At 75.4% G+C, this 17,027-nt stretch carries 16 protein-coding genes; 6 read left to right on the top strand and 10 right to left on the bottom strand.

Annotated elements, in window-relative coordinates; genetic code table 11:
- Positions 1–375: 375 nt before the first annotated feature.
- Positions 376–789 carry an RDD family protein gene (locus tag V6U89_RS21965; RefSeq protein WP_442933968.1) on the top strand — a complete coding sequence of 138 codons (414 nt, stop codon included), beginning with the start codon at positions 376–378 and terminating at the stop codon, positions 787–789.
- Positions 790–947: 158 nt separating this feature from the next.
- Here V6U89_RS21965 and V6U89_RS21960 read toward each other — a convergent pair whose 3' ends face one another.
- Complete coding sequence (locus tag V6U89_RS21960) at positions 948–1,634, bottom strand: DUF4191 domain-containing protein (protein WP_334573224.1); 687 nt, start codon at positions 1,632–1,634, stop codon at positions 948–950.
- Positions 1,635–1,827: 193 nt separating this feature from the next.
- Here V6U89_RS21960 and V6U89_RS21955 point away from each other — a divergent pair, with 193 nt between their 5' ends.
- Complete coding sequence (locus V6U89_RS21955; protein WP_334573223.1) at positions 1,828–1,998, top strand: hypothetical protein; 171 nt, start codon at positions 1,828–1,830, stop codon at positions 1,996–1,998.
- Between the two features lie 5 nt (positions 1,999–2,003).
- Positions 2,004–5,051, top strand: coding sequence for a helix-turn-helix transcriptional regulator (locus V6U89_RS21950; protein ID WP_334573222.1), 3,048 nt, complete (start codon positions 2,004–2,006; stop codon positions 5,049–5,051).
- A 273-nt stretch (positions 5,052–5,324) separates the two neighbouring features.
- Here V6U89_RS21950 and V6U89_RS21945 read toward each other — a convergent pair whose 3' ends face one another.
- Together V6U89_RS21945 and lipA are read right to left on the bottom strand one after the other, a co-directional pair.
- The gene (locus V6U89_RS21945) at positions 5,325–6,971 is read right to left on the bottom strand and encodes a hypothetical protein (RefSeq protein ID WP_334573221.1); all 1,647 of its coding nucleotides are present in this window, start codon (positions 6,969–6,971) and stop codon (positions 5,325–5,327) included.
- Positions 6,972–7,031: 60 nt separating this feature from the next.
- On the bottom strand, positions 7,032–8,021 hold the full coding sequence (gene lipA / locus V6U89_RS21940; protein WP_088960998.1) for a lipoyl synthase: 990 nt from the start codon (positions 8,019–8,021) through the stop codon (positions 7,032–7,034).
- A gap of 409 nt (positions 8,022–8,430) precedes the next feature.
- On the opposite strand from lipA, the gene aspS reads away from it, so the two are divergent.
- The gene (gene aspS, locus V6U89_RS21935; protein WP_334573220.1) at positions 8,431–9,717 is read left to right on the top strand and encodes an aspartate--tRNA(Asn) ligase; all 1,287 of its coding nucleotides are present in this window, start codon (positions 8,431–8,433) and stop codon (positions 9,715–9,717) included.
- 40 nt (positions 9,718–9,757) lie between these two features.
- Here the strand turns inward: aspS and V6U89_RS21930 are convergent, their stop codons facing one another.
- From V6U89_RS21930 to V6U89_RS21920, 3 genes are read right to left on the bottom strand one after another with little or no spacing between them, the layout of a single operon-like run.
- Positions 9,758–10,381 (bottom strand): TetR/AcrR family transcriptional regulator, encoded by a 624-nt coding sequence (locus tag V6U89_RS21930; protein ID WP_334573219.1) that lies wholly within the window; start codon positions 10,379–10,381, stop codon positions 9,758–9,760.
- A gap of 14 nt (positions 10,382–10,395) precedes the next feature.
- On the bottom strand, positions 10,396–11,070 hold the full coding sequence (locus V6U89_RS21925; protein WP_334573218.1) for a DUF4166 domain-containing protein: 675 nt from the start codon (positions 11,068–11,070) through the stop codon (positions 10,396–10,398).
- A complete protein-coding gene (locus V6U89_RS21920; protein WP_334573217.1) occupies positions 11,067–11,777 on the bottom strand; it encodes an SRPBCC family protein in 711 nt (236 codons plus the stop codon). The genes V6U89_RS21925 and V6U89_RS21920 overlap by 4 nt, the downstream gene beginning before the upstream one ends.
- Before the next feature lie 153 nt (positions 11,778–11,930).
- Here V6U89_RS21920 and V6U89_RS21915 point away from each other — a divergent pair, with 153 nt between their 5' ends.
- Positions 11,931–12,539 (top strand): ArsR/SmtB family transcription factor, encoded by a 609-nt coding sequence (locus V6U89_RS21915; RefSeq protein WP_334573216.1) that lies wholly within the window; start codon positions 11,931–11,933, stop codon positions 12,537–12,539.
- A 149-nt stretch (positions 12,540–12,688) separates the two neighbouring features.
- The gene (locus V6U89_RS21910; protein WP_334573215.1) at positions 12,689–13,447 is read left to right on the top strand and encodes an SRPBCC family protein; all 759 of its coding nucleotides are present in this window, start codon (positions 12,689–12,691) and stop codon (positions 13,445–13,447) included.
- A gap of 30 nt (positions 13,448–13,477) precedes the next feature.
- Here V6U89_RS21910 and V6U89_RS21905 read toward each other — a convergent pair whose 3' ends face one another.
- The 4 genes from V6U89_RS21905 to V6U89_RS21890 are packed head-to-tail and all read right to left on the bottom strand — an operon-like array spanning position 13,478 to position 17,017.
- On the bottom strand, positions 13,478–14,059 hold the full coding sequence (locus tag V6U89_RS21905; RefSeq protein ID WP_334573214.1) for a mycothiol transferase: 582 nt from the start codon (positions 14,057–14,059) through the stop codon (positions 13,478–13,480).
- 42 nt (positions 14,060–14,101) lie between these two features.
- Positions 14,102–14,494 (bottom strand): VOC family protein, encoded by a 393-nt coding sequence (locus tag V6U89_RS21900; RefSeq protein WP_334573213.1) that lies wholly within the window; start codon positions 14,492–14,494, stop codon positions 14,102–14,104.
- A gap of 5 nt (positions 14,495–14,499) precedes the next feature.
- Positions 14,500–15,138, bottom strand: coding sequence for a lipoyl(octanoyl) transferase LipB (gene lipB / locus V6U89_RS21895; protein ID WP_334573212.1), 639 nt, complete (start codon positions 15,136–15,138; stop codon positions 14,500–14,502).
- A gap of 28 nt (positions 15,139–15,166) precedes the next feature.
- A complete protein-coding gene (locus V6U89_RS21890) occupies positions 15,167–17,017 on the bottom strand; it encodes a DUF2079 domain-containing protein (protein WP_334573211.1) in 1,851 nt (616 codons plus the stop codon).
- Between the last annotated feature and the right edge of the window lie 10 nt (positions 17,018–17,027).

Genomic DNA, 17,027 nt, shown 5'->3' with positions numbered 1-17,027 from the left:
GTGCTGCATCACGCCGGGCAGGTCACAGAAACGTACGTCGACGAACTTCACGTCCTCGTTCTTGAGGTATCGCAGGAGTTCCTCGGGATTGGCAAACACACGTCCTCCTGGCACGTCCACTCCGGTGGCTGGGCACTGACGACGCTATGGCCGCGCGGTTGCCCGGCCGTGTCTCCTCTGTTTCCGCCGTGTTACGTCGCTCGCGGAGCGTCATCGGCGCCGCTCGGCCTTCGGCGGGTCACCGTTCGGACGATACCCGCTGGGAGGGTGTATAGCTAATTGATGCGGTTGGCCCGATTCTGCACTCGGTGCCGATCCGGCGTCCGCCGCCCACCCCGGCCGCCGCCGGCGGGGCGCTGACTACCCTTGACCGTCGTGACCAACCCGCCCGCCGCGGCACCGGTGCCGCCCGCCGCCGACCCGTCCTTCACCCCGCCGAGCCTCGGCCGCCGGTTCGGTGCCCTGGTGATCGACTGGGTGCTCTGCCTGCTGGTCGCCCGCGGCTTCGCCGACCCGGTCAGCGACGGGTGGGCCCCACCGCTGGTGCTGATCCTGGAGTACGGCTTCTTCCTCGGCCTCTTCGCGCAGACCCCCGGCATGTTCATCACCAAGGTGCGCTGCCTCGGCTGGGCCGACGGCGGCCGGATCGGGCTGGGCCGGGCGCTGCTGCGGGGCCTGCTGCTCGCCCTGGTGGTGCCCGCGCTGATCATGGACGAGCACCGCCGCGGCCTGCACGACCGGCTCACCGGCTCGGTGATCGCCGACGCGCCCCGCCCCACCCGCCCCTGACGCGCCCTCCGGCCGATTCCGGGGACATGATCGACTCAAGGTCGCCGACATGGGCGGTCCCGGTCGTCCGGATGCCGCCGGATCGGCGAAACGGGGATCACGCCCTGCACGAAAGAGCCGGGCCCCGACGGGGCCCGGCTCTTCGCGTACGTCGGGGGTCAGCGGCCCCGCGTCTGGCGGAACGCGCGCGGCGGCCGCATGTTCTTCGGGATCGCGCCCTTGGGCATCTGCGGGCGGGCGGTGAGCGCCTTGAGCCGCTTGTCCAGGGCGTTGACGTCCTTGCCCTGCAGGTTGCGCGGCAGTCGCATCAGGGTCATCCGCAGCTTGCGGATCGGCAGTTCACCCTCGCCCTGGCCGATCACGTAGTCGTAGAGCGGCGCCGAGCCGATCACCTTGGCCAGCCGGCGCTTCTCCTGGCCGAGCAGCCCGCGCACCCGCTGCGGGTTCCCCTCGGCCAGCAGGATCACGCCGGGGCGGCCGATCACCAGGTGGACCATGTCCATCTGGGTGGTGGAGCTGACCGCCGGGGTGACCCGCCAGTCGCCGCGCATGCTCTCCATGATCTGCGCCGCCGCGCCGGGCTGCCCCTCGGCCGCGTTCATCATCGCCTTGTTCGACCGCAGGTTGAGCACGATCAGCACGGCGAGCAGGGTGATCAGGATGCCCACCGGCAGCCAGAGCCAACCCCAGAGGATCACCGCGACCACGGTGAGCGCGAGCGGGATCAGCACCGCCGCAGCGGTCAGCGGCGCGAACCACCTGTCCTGCTTGGCGGTGAACTGGAACACCATCCCGATCTGCTTCAGCCGCTGGCCGAACGAGACCTTCTCCTGGGGCTTTGCCATGCCCCAGAGTCTAGTGGTCCCCGCCGGCGCGAATGATCCGCGGCCGGCTGAGTACCTTACGCCGCCTCAGCGGGCGTTTCCGGCCCCGGTAAGGAGGCCGGCCGACCGAAGATCAGGCATCGCACCCATGCCCCGGGGGCACCTTCGCGCGGAAAGTCGACATCAGCGAACGACGACCCCGAAGGAGCCCGACATGTTCGGCAACGACGCAGACTTCCTCCTCTCCATCCACCGCAGCCACGCCGCCGAGCTCCAGGCCGACGCCGAGGCGGCCCGGCTCGCCCGGTCCCTGCCGCGCCGGCACGGCCGTAGCTGGCTGAGCCGCCGCAACCGCCCGGGCCGCACCGACGCCGCTCGCCGGTGACGACCGTGGCCACCGCCGCTGCGGCGGCGACCGGCCCCGCCGGGGTGGCGGCGATCACCGGCCCCGCCGCTGCGGCGGCGACCACCGGCCCCACCGCGGTGGCGGTCCCGGACCGCCCGGTCGGTGGGGCCGGTGCCGGCGGCGGGCGTGGCATGCTCGGTGCCGTGACCGTACGCGCCGCCAGCACCGTCCTCGTCGGCCGCCAGGGCGAGGTCGGGTCGCTGCGCACCGCCCTGGCCCGCGCCCGGGCCGGGCAACCCACCACCGTCCTGGTCGGCGGCGAGGCCGGCGTCGGCAAGACCCGGCTGCTGGAGGAGTTCGGCGGGCTGGCCGGCGCCGCCGGCGCCCGGCTGCTGGTCGGCCAGTGCCTGGAGCTGGGCGAGGCCGGCCTGCCCTTCGCGCCGTTCGCCGCCGCGCTGCGCGAGGTGCTGCGCCGCGACGGTCCCGGCGTCTTCGACGGGTACGAGCCGGAGTTCGCCCGCCTGCTGCCCGAGCTGGGTCGGGGACCGGCCGCCGTCGCCGCGCCGGCCGGGCCGGCCCTCTCCGACGCTCCCCGGGGCTACCTGTTCGACCTGGTCGGGGAGCTGTTCCACCGGCTCGCCGCCGACCAGCCGCTGGTGCTGGTGATCGAGGACCTGCACTGGGCCGACCGGTCCACCCGCGACCTGATCGGCTTCCTGGTCCGGGCCGCCCGCACCGCCCGGCTGCTGCTGGTCTGCACGTACCGCACCGACGAGCTGCACCGGGGCCACCCGCTGCGGCCGTTCCTGGCCGAGCTGGACCGGTCCCGCAGCGTCGAGCGGATCGAGCTGGGCCGCCTCGACCGGGACGGCACCGCCGCGATCCTCGCCGACATCCTCGGCGCCGAGCCGGCCGCGCGGGCCGTCGACGACGTCCACGAACGTACCCAGGGCAACCCGTTCTTCATCGAGGAGTTGGCCGCGGCCGGCGACCCGGTCGGCTGCGCCACCCTGCCGGAGACCCTGCGCGACCTGCTGCTGGCCCGGGTCGACCGGCTCCCCGACGCCGCGCAACGGGTGCTGCGCATCGCCGCCGCCGGCGGTACCCGCTTCGCGCACCAGCTCCTCGCCGAGGTCGCCGGCCTGCCCGAGTCCGAGCTGGAGGACGCGCTGCGCGCCGCCGTCGCCGCCCAACTGGTCGTCGCCGACCCGGACGGCGATTACGAGTTCCGGCACGCCCTGGTCCGCGAGGCCGTCCACGACGAGCTGCTGCCCGGCGAGCACGCGCGGCTGCACGCCCGGTACGCCGCCGCCATCGAGGCGCAGCCGCAGCTGGTCGCCGCCGGCCGCGCCCCGGCCGAGCTGGCCCACCACTGGTACGCCGCCCACGACCACCCCCGCGCCCTGGTCACCGCGCGCGCGGCGGCCTGTGCCGCCGCCGACCGGTACGCGTACGCGGAGCAGAGCCGGCTGCTGGAACGGGTGCTGGAGCTGTGGGAGCTGGTGCCCGACGCCGCCGACCGGCTCGGGATGGACCACCTGGCGGTGCTGGAGGAGACCCTGGACGCCGCCACCACGGCCGGCGACTACAGCCGGGCGCTCACCCTCACCCGGGCCGCGCTGGCCGAGGTGGACGCCGACGCCGCGCCGCTGCGCGCCGCCCGGCTGCTGGACCAGCGCGGACGGCTGCTCGCCCTGCTCGGCAAGAGCGACGGCAGCGCCGAGCTGCGCGAGGCGTACCGGCTGGCGGGCGGGGTGCCGGACGGACCGGAGCGGGTCCGACTGCTCGCCGACATCGCCGCGCACCTGGTGAAGATCGATCCGCAGCTGGCTGCGGCGGTCGCCGCCGAGGCGCGCACGGTCGCCGAGGCGGTCGGCGAGGACCTCGCCCTGCTGCCCACCCGGATCGCCATGCTCTGCCGCACCGATCGGGCCCCGGACCTCGGCCTGGCCGAGCTGCGCCGGGCCGAGGGGCTGGCACGCGTCGCCGGGAACGCGCCGGCGCTGGTCAGCGCGCTGGTCCACCTCTCCGACGTGCTCTTCGAGCTCGGTCGGTACGCCGAGTCCGCCGACGCGGCCGCCGCCGGGGTGAGCGAGGCACGACGGGTCGGGATCAGCCGCTCCACGGGGGCGTACCTGCTGTCCAACCAGGCCGAGGCGCTGCTCGCCCTGGGCCGCTGGGACGAGGCCGACGCGGCCTGCGCCGACGCCGCCAGGATCGACCCGCCCGGCGTCTCCGGCCTGCACTGGCTCCAGCTGCGCGCCGGGCTGCGGCTGGCCCGGGCCCACCCGGCCGCCGACGAGCTGGTCGGCCGCGCGTTGGGCTTCCTCGCCCGGCCGTACCTGTGGCCGAACCACCGGCTGCCCCTGCACGAACTGCGGATCGAGGCGGCGCTGGCGGCCGACGACAAGGTCGAGGCGGTCCGGGCGGCCCGCGCCGCGCTGGCCGACGACCGCCTGCCGCACCTGCCCCGCGAGGGGTGGCCGGTGCTCAGCGCCGCCGCCCGCACCGCCGCCCGGGTCGAGGACCGGGAGTTGGCCGCGGCGGTCACCGCGCTCGCCGCCGAGCTGCCCGTCCGGCAGCCCGCCGAGCAGGCCCACGCGGCCCAGGTCGCCGCGCTGCTGACGGCCGGCGGTCGCGCGCTGCCCGCCTGGCGTACGGCGGTGCGGGCGTGGCGGGTGGACGGCCAGCCGTACCCGCTGGGGCGGGCCCTGCTGGCGCTGGCCGAGGCAGCCGCGTCGGCGGGGGAGCGGGACGAGGTCGCCGAGGCGGTGGCGGAGGCCGCCGGGATCGCCCAGCGGTTGGGCGCGACGCCGCTGGCCGAGCAGGCCGCCACCCTGGCCCGCCGGGTCGGCCTGCGCGGGGCGAGCCGGGGCCGCCCCGGCGCGGACCTGCTCACCTCCCGGGAACAGGAGGTGCTGCGGCTGGTCGCCGAGGGGCACAGCAACAGCCGGATCGCCGAGCAGCTCTTCATCTCGCCGAAGACGGCGAGCGTGCACGTCTCGCGGATCATCGCCAAGCTGGACGTCACCAACCGGGTCGAGGCCGCCGCCCTAGCCCACCGCCTCAACCTCCTCCACCCCCCGCGCTGACCCCACCCCTCCGTCCCCCACCCACCCACCCACCCGCCCTCGCCCGCGCCCCGGCGCGCACTTTCACGGAAAGAGTGGCTATTCCGCCCCGCGAGGCCACTCTTTCTCTGAAAGTGCGCCCCTGGCGGGCGGGCCTGTGGGGGCGCGCGTGCGGGGGCGGGCCTCGGGTGGTGTGGCGCGGGGAGGCGGCGTTGGGGGAGGGGCGCGGGTGAGGGCAGGCACGGCGGGGCGCGGGCCGGCGGAGGTGGGTGGGTCGGGTGACGGGCCCGCGGTTCAGGGGTGAAGGAGCCAGATGCGCCAGCCGTCCACCGTGAGCGCCTGCCGGGCGGGGGGCGGGGAGTCGTCGAGGCTTCGGGCGAGGGGGGAGCCGACCGGGGCGACGTAGGCCGGGGCCGGTGACTCGCGGACCGCCCGGGGGTAGGCGGGCAGCCGGTCGAGGCCGGGGCGCAGCCTCTCGTCGAGCACCGCGCAGACGATCTTCTCGCCGGTGGCGAAGGTGAGCCGGTTGCAGGTCCAGTACTCGCCGTACACGTGGCGGACGCCCCGCTCGCGCAGCGCTTCCACCAGCGCGCGGTGCCGCTGCGCCTCCGCCCGGTTCGTGGGCACGGTGGCCAGCGCGCCGGCGGTGGCGACCGTGGCGGTGCCGAGCAGGGCGACCAGCGCGCCGACGGCCGCGAGCCGAGGGAGGTCGACCGGACCGCGTCGCCGCGCCACGGTCCACAGCGGCCAGAGCAGCGCCGGGAGCGAGATGGCCAGGCAGGACAGGTAGCGGGAACTCTCCACCGGGGTCCGCCCGGCGGCGCTGCTGACCGTGTACGCCGCCAGCGTGCCCACCGCCCCGGCCAGCAGCGCGAGCCGGATCGCCGCGCCGGCCCGCACCGCCCTAACGCTGTCAGCCCGCACCGCCCGAGCGTCGTCAGCCCGCACCGCCCCAGCGCCGTCGGCCCGCACTGCCCGCACGCTGGCGGCCCGCCACGTCCGCCAGGCCGACAGCACCGCCAGCACCAGCAGCACCGGCAGGGCGAGCGCCCACCAGAGCTGCCAGGTCGCGCAGTGCCCCGGGGAGCAGAGGCCCATGCCCAGCGCCGGCCCGAGCACCAGCCCGCCGTGCAGCCGGTCCGCCCAGCTCGCCGCCGCGTCCCCGCCGCCGGCGGCGAAGACCGCGGACAGTGGGTTGCGGCCGTGCGCCACGCCGTACCCGAGCAGCGGCGCGGCCCCCAGCAGCGCGGCCCCGGCCAGCAGCGCGGCGGCGTGCCCGCGCAGGTCCCGCCCGGCGGTGGCGACGAGCACCGTCCCGAGCGCCAGCACGTACGGCAGCAGCAGCGGGTCGACCCAGACGGTCAACCCGGCGAGGAAGCCGAACCCGGCGAGGCGCCACCGGCGTCCCGCCGGCCGGCCGGTGACCAGGTCGAGGGTCAGCAGGGCCAGGCCCGCCCCGATCGGGTTCAGCTCGGGATAGCCGCCCCCGGCGATGAGCTGGTTCTTGACGATCCGGTCGGCGCCCAGCGCCAGCAGCCCGACCACCAGCAGCGCGAACCAGCGGTCCCCGCCGAGGCGTCGGGTCAGCCGCCAGCTCAGCAGCAGGAAGAGCGCGTACAGGGCGAGCAGCGGCAGCCGCAGCGCGAGCACCGAGGGCCCGGCCAGCGCGACCAGCGGCGCGGCCAGGTACGCCTCCACCGCACCCATGTACGCCTGCCCGTAGAAGAAGACCGGGAAGTCCTCGCCGCGGGCGATGTGCAGCGCGGCGAGCCCCATGGTCGCCTCGTCGCTGTTGGTGCGCGGGGTGTCGCCGAGCAGCAACGCGAGCCGGTACGCCACCCCGGCCAGGCCGACCAGCAGGGCGAGCACCACCGGCGCGGGCCAGCGGGACGCGCGCGGGCGGGTGGTGTCGCGCGCCGCCTGGCGTACCCCGGTGGTCATGCCTGCGATCATGGCATCCGGACCGGGGCCGGCGGCCGGCGACGCGGCCGTCGGCCGGCCTCAGCCGGCGGCGGTGACGCCCTCGCGGGCCTCCAGCGCCTGCTTGTAGAGCCGCCCGGCCCGGTACGACGAGCGCACCAGCGGGCCGCTCATCACGCCGGCGAAGCCGATCTCCTCGGCCTCCTCGCGCAGCTCGACGAACTCCTCCGGCTTGACCCAGCGGGTGACCGGGTGGTGCCGGGGGGAGGGGCGCAGGTACTGGGTGATGGTGATCAGCTCGCAGCCCGCCTCGTGCAGGTCGCGCAGCGCCTGGGAGACCTCGGCGCGCTCCTCGCCCATGCCCAGGATCAGGTTGCTCTTGGTGACCAGGCCGTCGGCGCGGGCCTGGCGGATCACGTCCAGCGAGCGCTCGTAGCGGAACGCCGGCCGGATCCGCTTGAAGATCCGCGGCACCGTCTCGACGTTGTGCGCCAGCACCTCGGGGCGGGAGCTGAACACCTCGGCGAGCTGCTCGGGGACCGCGTTGAAGTCGGGGATCAGCAGCTCGACGCCGCAGCCGGACTGCAGGGCGTGGATCTGCCGGACGGTCTCGGCGTAGAGCCAGGCCCCGCCGTCGGGCAGGTCGTCGCGGGCGACGCCGGTGATGGTGGCGTAGCGCAGCCCCATCGCCGCTACCGACTCGGCGACCCGACGCGGCTCGTCGGCGTCGAACTCGGCCGGCTTGCCCGTGTCGATCTGGCAGAAGTCGCACCGCCGGGTGCACTGGTCACCGCCGATGAGGAAGGTGGCCTCGCGGTCCTCCCAGCACTCGTAGATGTTGGGGCAGCCGGCCTCCTGGCAGACGGTGTGCAGCCCCTCGCGCGAGACCAGGCCGCGCAGCTGGGTGTACTCCGGGCCCATCTTGGCCTTGACCTTGATCCACGGCGGCTTGCGCTCGATCGGCGTCTCGGCGTTGCGGGCCTCGATCCGCAGCAGCCGCCGCCCCTCAGGTGCGGCAGTCGCGGTACGGCCGGCCTGCTCGGTCGTCGGCGTGGAGTGCTCGATCGTCACGAAACCGAGACTACGCCCGGCGGTGGCGGTCGATGAACCGCGGGCGACCGGCGTCACGCCGCAGATGTTGTGACACCGGACACCGGGGGCCGAAAAACCGCGTCACACCGGTCCCGCCAGTGGTGCTAGCGTCTGCCGCAGAGCTGTGACGGAGCCGAGTAGGGCCCCGACCCGCCAGTGCAGAGAGCCGCCGGTTGCTGGAAGGCGGTCTGGCGCCGGGGCGCGAAGACCCTCCTGAGCTGCGGGAAGAACGGCGTTCGCGCCCAGTAGAGCCCGCCCGGCCGGCCCCGGTGAAAAGGCGACGAACGAGGCCCCCGCCCGCGGGAGCGAAGGTGTGGTGGCACCGCGAGGTTCCCGCTCGCCCACACCTCCCTGGGATCGCGTTGCGATCGATCGAGGAGGTACCACCGTGCAACGCATCCTCTCCACCCAGCTCCCCGCCCACGTCGGGCGGACCGTCCGGATCGCCGGCTGGGTCCACCGCCGCCGGCTGCTCAAGTCGGTGGCCTTCCTGATCGTGCGGGACGCCGCCGGCCTGAGCCAGGTCGTGGTCACCGACCCGGCCGTCCGCGCCACGCTGGAGAAGCTCACCGAGGAGACGGTCGTCGAGGTCACCGCCACGGTGCTCGCGAACCCGACGGCGCCCGCCGGGGTCGAGCTGACCGACCCGACGGTACGACCACTCGGCCCGGCCGCCGTGCCGCCGCCGTTCGACCTGTACCGGCCGACGCTGACCGCGACCCTGCCCACCCAGCTCGACCACGCGCCCACCGCGCTGCGGCACCCGACCCGCTCGGCGGCGCTGCGGATCTCGGCGGCGGCGGTGGCCGGGTTCCGGGCCACCCTCGACGCCCGTGACTTCGTGGAGATCCACACCCCGAAGGTGGTCGGCTCCTCCACCGAGAGCGGGGCGAACGTCTTCGCGCTGGACTGGTTCGGCCGGCCCGCGTACCTGGCGCAGTCGCCGCAGTTCTACAAGCAGCTGATGGTGGGCGTCTTCGAGCGGGTCTACGAGGTCGGCCCGGTGTTCCGGGCCGAGCCGCACGACACCGTCCGGCACCTGGCCCAGTACACCTCACTCGACGTGGAGCTGGGCTTCGTCGCCGACCATCGGGACGTGATGGCGGTGCTGCGCGCCACCCTCGCCGGGATGCTGGCCGGCGTGGCGGACCGGGCCGGCGCGGCGGTGGCGACCCTCGGCATCGAGCTGCCCGAGGTGCCGGCCGAGATCCCCGCGGTGCACTTCACCGAGGCGTTGCGGATCGTCGGCGCGCCGGCCGACGAACCGGACCTCGCCCCCGCCCACGAGCGGGCGCTGGGGGAGTGGGCGCGGGCCGAGCACCGCTCGGACTTCCTCTTCGTCACCGGGTACCCGATGGCGAAGCGGCCCTTCTACACCCACCCGGACCCGCAGCGGCCGACGTACTCCAACGGCTTCGACCTGCTCTTCCGCGGGATGGAGCTGGTGACCGGCGGGCAGCGGCTGCACCGCTACGACGACTACCTGGCGGCGCTGGCCGCACGCGGCGAGCCGGTCGAGCCGGTCGCCGGCTACGTCGACGCGTTCCGGCACGGCATGCCCCCGCACGGCGGCTTCGCCATCGGCCTGGAGCGCTTCGTCGCCCGGCTGACCGGCGCCGCCAACGTCCGCGAGGTGACCGCCTTCCCCCGCGACCTGCACCGCCTCACCCCCTGACGGGTCCGCCCCGGTCCGATCGGGACCGGGCCGGGGCGGGTCAGGTGTGCGGGCGGAGTCTGGCGCGCAGGGTGCGACGGGCCAGCGGTCCGAGGTCCTCGACGACCTCGATGAGGACGGCGAGGCGTCCCAGGGCGTCGAACGCCTCGTGGGCGCCGGCCGGGTCGACGCCCTCGAAGAGTTCCAGCCCGACGAAGGCGGCGGAGATCGCGCGGGCCAGCCCGGCCGGGTCGGCGACCGGGGCGACCGGCGAGTCGCCCAGCAGCCGGCGCAGCACCGTCTCGATCTCGGCCGTCCAGAGCCCGAGCGCGGCGGCCGTGGCCTCCGCGAGCACCCGGTCGGTCTGCGCCCCGGCCAGCAGCTGGGCCAGTACGGCGACATTCCCCGCGGAGCGTTCCTGCTCGTGCAGGGCGCGCCCCAGGTCGAGCAGCTCGCGCAGCGATCCGACCTCGGCGAACCGGTCCCGGTAGACCGCCACCCGGGCCGCCGTCGCGCTGCGGCACGCCTCGGCGAGCAGCGCGTCGACGGTGCCGAAGTGGTAGAAGACCAGGGCCTGGTTGACCCCGGCCGCCGCCGCGATGGTGCGGGCCGAGGCGCCGGCGATGCCGTGGGACCGGATCGCCGCGAGCGCCCCGTCGATCAGCTTCTGCCGGGTGGCGGCCATGGGGATCCTCTCCGTCAGTCCCGGGGATTCTCCCGCAGCGGCCGCACGGCGGCGGGCACCGGCGCCCCGCCCGGCGGCACGTAGTCGACGGTGAAGCTGCCCGTGTACCCGAACAGCGGCCCGAAGCGGCGGTTGGTGACCCGTACCTCGATGTGGAACCGCCCGGTCCGGTCGTCGTACCACTCGCGCAGGTGGGCCTCGCCGCTGAACGCCGGCGGGCAGGGCAGCCCGCCGCGGAAGCGCTGGGCGCCGCTGCGGATCGTCAGCCCCCCGGCGGCGTCGACGCCGAGGTGCAGGTCGACCGCGAGGTGCTGGTGGGTGCCCAGGTAGTCCACCAGCACGCCGCGCCGGGGGCTCCAGACCATCGTGGCGTCGAACCGGCGGCGGCGGTGCGCGGCGACCTCGAAGGTACGCACGAAGGTCAGCGTCGGGCGGCGGTACGAGTCGGTGTAGGCGTAGTTCTCGATGGTGAACGGCACGCCGGTGCCGGTCTCCGGGAACAGCACGTGCCGCAGGGTGCCCAGCCGCAGGAACGGCGCGGTGAAGGCGGCACCGCGCCAGACCCGGTCCATCACGCCGGTGCCCACACAGCCCAGGTCGGTACGGCCGTCGACACCGAAGCGGCGCCGCAGTCGGGGGTGCAGCCGGTCGAAGTCGGCGCCCAGGGCGCGCTGGAAGACGGAGGTCACCGCTGCTCCAGCAGCGACGGTGTCCGGGCGGCGAGGCGGTCCGCCGGCCGGCGTCGGCACCGGCGGGCGGCCGGGGTGTGCGGGTGGGGCGGCACCGCCAGCGCCACCGCCGTCGTGGCGAGCACCGCGCCGGCGAGGCCCGCGCCTCCCGCGCCCAGCCGGGCGGCCAGCGCGCCGACGCAGGTCACCGCGAGCGCCCGCAGGGCCACCTCGCGCCAGGCCTGCCGCCGGGCGCGCTCGGGCGGTACGCCCCGTTCCAGCCAGAGCCGCAGCCGGTCGAACGACCACGCGGTCGCCCAGCCGAACAGCGGCCGGAAGGCGAGATCGGCCAGCCGGCCGGCGAGCCCCCAGCGCGGGGCGTACGTGTAGCCGGTCAGGAACCGCACGCCGTCCGGCCCGGGCAGGTAGCGCCAGTAGCCGGACCCGGTGGCGATCAGCGAACGTGGGTCGTCGGAGCCGAAGCGCAGCGCCGAGGTGCGGGTGCCGTCCGGGCGGTGCCGCTCACCGGCGTGTGTGCCGTGGCCGGCGATCCGCACGCCGGGCAGCACGGTGGTGGCGTACCGGAACCGGGCGGGGGTGTTGCCCGGCACCGGGTCGATCCGGCCGAATCGCGCGTCCCAGCGGCGGTGCGCCGTCGGGTCCTGGGTCGCCTGCCAGAGCCGTTCCACCGGCGCGTCGATCAGTGTCTCCACGTAGATGCCCCGCACGTCAGCCTCCCTTTTTGAGCGCTCGCTCAACGAACGGTATCGGCGGTTGAGCGACCGCTCAATCCCTCGCCCGGGGGAGCGTGGTGGCGCGGCTTCGGTACCGACAACTAGATTCGTCTTGACAAGAAATGTTGTCGGTGCGAGGCTTGGCGCATGTTCGACATCGCAGTGATCGAGGACCCGGCGGCCGCCGAGGCGTCGCTGGACCCGGTGCGCGCCCGGCTGCTCGCCGCGCTCGCCGAGCCGGCCTCGGCGACGATGCTCGCCGCCCGGGTCGGGCTGGCCCGCCAGAAGGTCAACTACCACCTTCGGGCGCTGGAGCAGCACGGCCTGATCGAGCTGGTCGAGGAGCGCCGCAAGGGCAACGTGACCGAGCGGGTCATGCGCGCCACCGCGGCGTCGTACGTCATCTCGCCGGCCGCGCTCGCCGCCGTGCGCCCGGATCCGGCCCAGGCGCCCGACCGGCTTTCCGCGCGGTGGCTGCTGGCGCTCGCCGCCCGGCTCGTCCAGGACGTCGGCGCGCTGATCACCGGCGCGGACCGGGCCGGAAAGCGGGTCGCCACCTTCGCCGTGGACGCCGACGTCCGGTTCGCCTCGGCGACCGACCGGGCCGCGTTCGCCGAGGAGTTGGCGGCCGCCGTCGCCGGCCTGGTCGGCCGGTACCACGACGAGCAGGCTCCCGGGGGCCGGCGGCACCGGGTGGTCGTCGCCCTGCACCCCAGCGTCGACCTCTCGGCCGGCCCAGCAGTCGAGGACTCCTGACGATCACCCCGGCCCGCCGTCGACCGGGCTGCCCGGTCGCCCGGGCCCGCACGACCACCGTCACGCGCCGGCGCCGCACCCCGGCCCCCGCGCCCACTGAATTCCGCTCGCGACCCACTCCGGCGCACCACACAGAGAGAGGCACCACCATGGGACACCCGTTCGAACTCGGCAAGGACATCGCGCTGCCCGGCACGCCGGAGCAGGTGTGGGCGGCGATCGCGACCGGCCCGGGCATCGACTCCTGGTTCATGGGCCGCAGCGAGGTCGAGCCCCGCGAGGGCGGCCGGACCCGGTTCACCATGGCCGGCGAGGTCGCCGAGTCGACCGTGACGGCCTGGGAGCCCGGTAAGCGGTTCGCGTACCGGAGCGACCCGGGGCCGGACGGCACCTTCATGGCCATCGAGTACCTGATCGAGGGCCGCGAGCAGGGTGGCACCGTGCTGCGGCTGGTGCAGAGCGGCGTCCTCGGGGACAACTGGGAGACCGAGTACGAGGCCATGCGGACCGGTTGGGACATGTACCTGGAGACGCTGGCGGCGTACCTGGCGCACTTCGCCGGCCGGGCCGGCACCCCGGTCGCGGCGTTCCGGCCCGGGGCGGGCGAACCGGATGAGGTCTGGGCGGCCGTGGCCGGGGCGTTCGGGCTCACCGGCCCGGTCACCGGGGGTGAGCCGGTCCGGCTCGAGCTGCCCGGAATGCCGCCGGTCGACGGGGTGGTCGACCTCGTCGGTCTGCCGACCTACTTCGGGGTACGGACCTCGGACGCGCTCTACCGGTTCCTGCACTCCGGCACGGACCGGGGCAACGTCCTGGTGCTCGGGCACCACCTCTTCGCCGCCGACCCGGACCCGGCCCGCGCCGAGCAGGCCTGGCAGGACTGGCTGACCCGGCTGCCGATCGGCTGACCCGGGTCGGGCGGGGTCGGCTCGTCCGCGTCAGCTGCCCGGGATCGGCTGCCCCGCTCGCGGGCGCCACCCGGGCGGTGGATCCTCGCCGGTCAGCCCGTCCACCGCCTCGCGGAGCAGGTCGGCGTGGCCGGTGTGCCGGCCGTACTCCTCGATCAGGTCGCAGACGAGCCGGCGCAAACTGGCCCGGCTGCCGTCGGGGGCGGCGGCGTGGACGAGCTGGTCGAGCCCGCCGTCGGCGAGGGCCGCCGACAGCCGCGCGTGGGACCGGGCGACGGCGCCGTCCCAGAGCGCGTAGAGCTCGTCCGGGCTGTCGGCGGCGGCGGAGGTGAACGGCCAGGCCTGACTGTCCCAGGTGGCGATGTCCCACGGCGGACCCAGCGGCGCGCCGCTCAGCCTGACGGTGAACATGTGGTCCTCCACGACGGCGAGGTGCTTGAGCAGGCCGCCGAGGGTCAGCGCGGAGGCGCCGACCCGGGCCCGCAGCCCGGCCGCGTCGAGGTCGTCGGCCTTCCAGCGGAAGGTGGTCCGCAGGCGGTCCAGCGCGCCGACCAGGTGCGCGACCTCGGTGCCCGCGAGGGGCGGCTCCCACGGGGTGTCGTTGTCCGTCATCGCCCCACCGTAGAGCCGGGGTACGACCGTCGGGCGGCGCGGCTAGGCCGGGCCGAGCAGGTCCCAGCGGTTGCCGGCGATGTCGCGGAAGACGGCGACCCGCCCGTACGGCTCGGTGCGCGGCGGCCGCACGAACGCGACGCCCGCGTCGACCATCCGCCGGTGCACCGCGTCGAAGTCGTCGACCTGGAGGAAGGAGCCGACCCGGCCGGCGACCTGGTCGCCGACGGCGCGCTCCTGGCGCTCGGAGTCGGCGCGGGCGAGCAGCAGGCCGGTCTGCGCCCCGGGCGGGCGGACGACGACCCAGCGCTTGGGGCGCCCGTCGGTGGTCAGCGAGGGGCTGTCCTCGACCAGGTCGAAGCCGAGCACCTCGGTGAAGAAGGCGATCGCCGGGTCGTACTCGGCGACGACGACGGTGACGAGATCGACGTGCACGCGGCTCAGCCGAGCAGGGTGGGCAGGCGACGCTCGACCACCGGGAGGACGTCGGCGACGCTGACCGGTCGGCCCAGCTCGGCGGTGAGCGAGGTGACGCCCGCGTCCCGGATGCCGCAGGGCACGATCCGGTCGAAGTGCGTCAGGTCGCAGTCGCAGTTGATCGAGAAGCCGTGCAGGGTCACCCCGCGGGCCACCCGGATGCCGATGGCGGCCACCTTGCGGGCCGGACCCCGGTCGTCCTCGGGCACCCAGACGCCGCTGCGCCCCTCGACCCGGCCGGCGGCCAGCCCGAACTCGGCGCAGACGTCGATCAGCAGCTGCTCGGTGCGGCGCACGTAGGCGACCACGTCCACCGGGTCCGGCAGGCGCAGGATCGGGTAGCCGACGAGCTGCCCCGGCCCGTGCCAGGTGATCTTGCCGCCGCGGTCCACGTCGACGACCGGGGTGCCGTCCATCGGGCGGTCCCACGGCTCGGTGCGCTTGCCGGCGGTGTAGACGCTCGGGTGCTCCAGCAGCAGCACGGTGTCGCCGCGCCCGCCCGCCACCACCGACTCGTGGAGGCGGCGCTGTTCGTCCCAGGCGGCCTGGTAGTCGAGCAGGCCGGCGCGGACGGCCGTCAGGCCGGAAGTCGTCGCGGTCACCTCTCCAGCCTAGACCCGCCATCGGGGCTCACCGGGGGTGAGCCTCGTCGCGTCGGGCGGCGGGGACCTCCCAGAGCCAGACGTCGTCGACCCGCCGCGGGGGGCCGAGCAGGGCCGTCGCGGTACGCCGCAGGGCGTCCTCGTCGAGGTCGTACTTGGCCCCGTGCACCTCGTCCGGCAGCACCACCGCCTCGACGCCCCAGTACCGCAGGTCGGCCAGGCAGAGCTGGATGCTGCCCTCGGTGACGATCGGCACCAGGCCGGTGCGGCCGGCCTGGTCCATCAGCGTGTCGAAGGTGCGCGGCGGCGGGCCGATCCGGCCCCGGCCGTCCGGGCCGCCGGGGCCGAGGAAGAAGCCGGCCGGGACGCGGAACTCGCCCTGCCGGTGCGCCAGCGCGTACGCCTGCCAGCGCTGCCCGTCCGGCGTCACGTCGAGGGTCAGCGGCAGCGGGGTGAGCACCCCGCCGGGGGAGACGTGCTGTCGCCAGGTCCCGGCCGTGATGAACTCCGGCACCGGCGGCCGGGCGCTGGTCGCCAGCGGCGTCGGGAGCAGCGGCACCAGCGCGACCGCGAAGCCGACCGCCCACGCCGTCGCCACGCGCCGTCGCCGGGGCGGGTCGGCCCGGAGTTGGTCGACGGTGTACGCCAGCAGCAGTCCGATCACCGGCGCGACCACCAGCGCCAGCCGGGACGGCAGCGCGGCGTTGACCACCGGCAGCCCGTCCAGCAGGCCGAACGGCAGCAGTTGGTCGGTGCGCCGCCCCGCCCACTTCGCCAGCGACCCCCAGGAGAGCACCGAGAAGAGTCCGGCGGTGCCGCCCAGCGCGGCCAGCGTGGCCCGGCGGCCCGGGTCGGCGCGCCGCCACAGCGCCCCGAAGCAGGCCACGGCGAGCAGCAGCAGCGGCAGTCCGAAGAAGGAGTTCTCCTCGGTCGGGTTGGGTGCCAGGTTGGTGCCCAGGCCCGCCGCGCCGGCCAGCGACCGCTGCGGGTACGCGCCGAACGCGGCGATGTCCTCGGAGTGGATCACGGCGTCGAAGCCGGTGCCGTGGAAGCGCTGCGGGCCGGCGAAGTGCAGCCAGAGCGGGTACGCCAGCAGCGCCCCCGCCACCAGCGCGGTGACGCCGAGGCCGCGCAGGAAGGTGGGCAGCGCCGCCCGCGCCTCGGCCCGGCGGGCCGGGTGCAGCGCCCAGACGGCGAGGAAGACGGCGAGCGCCAGCGCGGTGAAGAAGAGCCCCTCGGCGGCGATCGAGAAGGCGACCGCGACCAGCACGCCGAGCAGGATGCCGTTGCGCAGCCAGCGCCCGGGTCGGCGCAGCGCGAACACCCCCCAGGTCAGCAGGGGCACCAGCCAGCCGGCGGTCCAGTTCAGGTGCGCGTTGGCGTGCGACACCATTCCGGGGGAGTAGGCGATGAACAGCGCCCCGACGCCGGCGGCCAGCCGGCTGCGGACCAGGTGCCGGGAGAGCAGCCAGTACCAGGCCAGCGCGGTGGCGACCAGGTTGAGGGTGAGGATCACCAGGAACGTCGCCGGGGGCCCGATCAGGTACGTCAGCGGGGCGAAGACCGCCGCGTAGACGGTGATCGAGGTGTTGACCGCGAGGTTCACCCCGTCCGGGACGTTGACCAGGTCGGTGAAGAACGGGTTCTCCCCGTGGGTCAGCGCGTGCCCGCCGAAGGCGAGCAGCCACTCGAAGAGCGCCTGGTCGCTGGAGTTGACCGTGATCGCCCGGCTGCTCGGGTCGCGCCAGAGGCCGCTGGTCACCCAGACGGCCAGCAGCACGGCGGCCAGCAGCACGCTCAGATCGGCCCGGCGACCCCGGCCGGTGGCGGGTGCGGCGGCGGGCGGCTGGTCGGCGGCCAGGGTCGGCGAGGTCGGCACGGAGCGGACG

Origin of the sequence: Micromonospora sp. CPCC 206171 (assembly GCF_036906755.1) — a bacterium.
Classification (GTDB): Bacteria; Actinomycetota; Actinomycetes; order Mycobacteriales; family Micromonosporaceae; genus Micromonospora; species Micromonospora purpureochromogenes.
Note: the sequence above shows the minus strand (reverse complement) of the source record. Positions and strands in the feature narration are given on the sequence as shown.

What these genes read in the sequence shown, in the direction of transcription:
- V6U89_RS21960 (WP_334573224.1), bottom strand. Translation starts at nt 1,634, where the DNA reads ATGGCAAAGCCCCAGGAGAAGGTCTCGTTCGGCCAGCGGCTGAAGCAG.
- V6U89_RS21955 (WP_334573223.1), top strand. Translation starts at nt 1,828, where the DNA reads ATGTTCGGCAACGACGCAGACTTCCTCCTCTCCATCCACCGCAGCCAC.
- V6U89_RS21945 (WP_334573221.1), bottom strand. Translation starts at nt 6,971, where the DNA reads ATGACCACCGGGGTACGCCAGGCGGCGCGCGACACCACCCGCCCGCGC.
- V6U89_RS21930 (WP_334573219.1), bottom strand. Translation starts at nt 10,381, where the DNA reads ATGGCCGCCACCCGGCAGAAGCTGATCGACGGGGCGCTCGCGGCGATC.
- V6U89_RS21915 (WP_334573216.1), top strand. Translation starts at nt 11,931, where the DNA reads ATGTTCGACATCGCAGTGATCGAGGACCCGGCGGCCGCCGAGGCGTCG.
- V6U89_RS21910 (WP_334573215.1), top strand. Translation starts at nt 12,689, where the DNA reads ATGGGACACCCGTTCGAACTCGGCAAGGACATCGCGCTGCCCGGCACG.
- V6U89_RS21905 (WP_334573214.1), bottom strand. Translation starts at nt 14,059, where the DNA reads ATGACGGACAACGACACCCCGTGGGAGCCGCCCCTCGCGGGCACCGAG.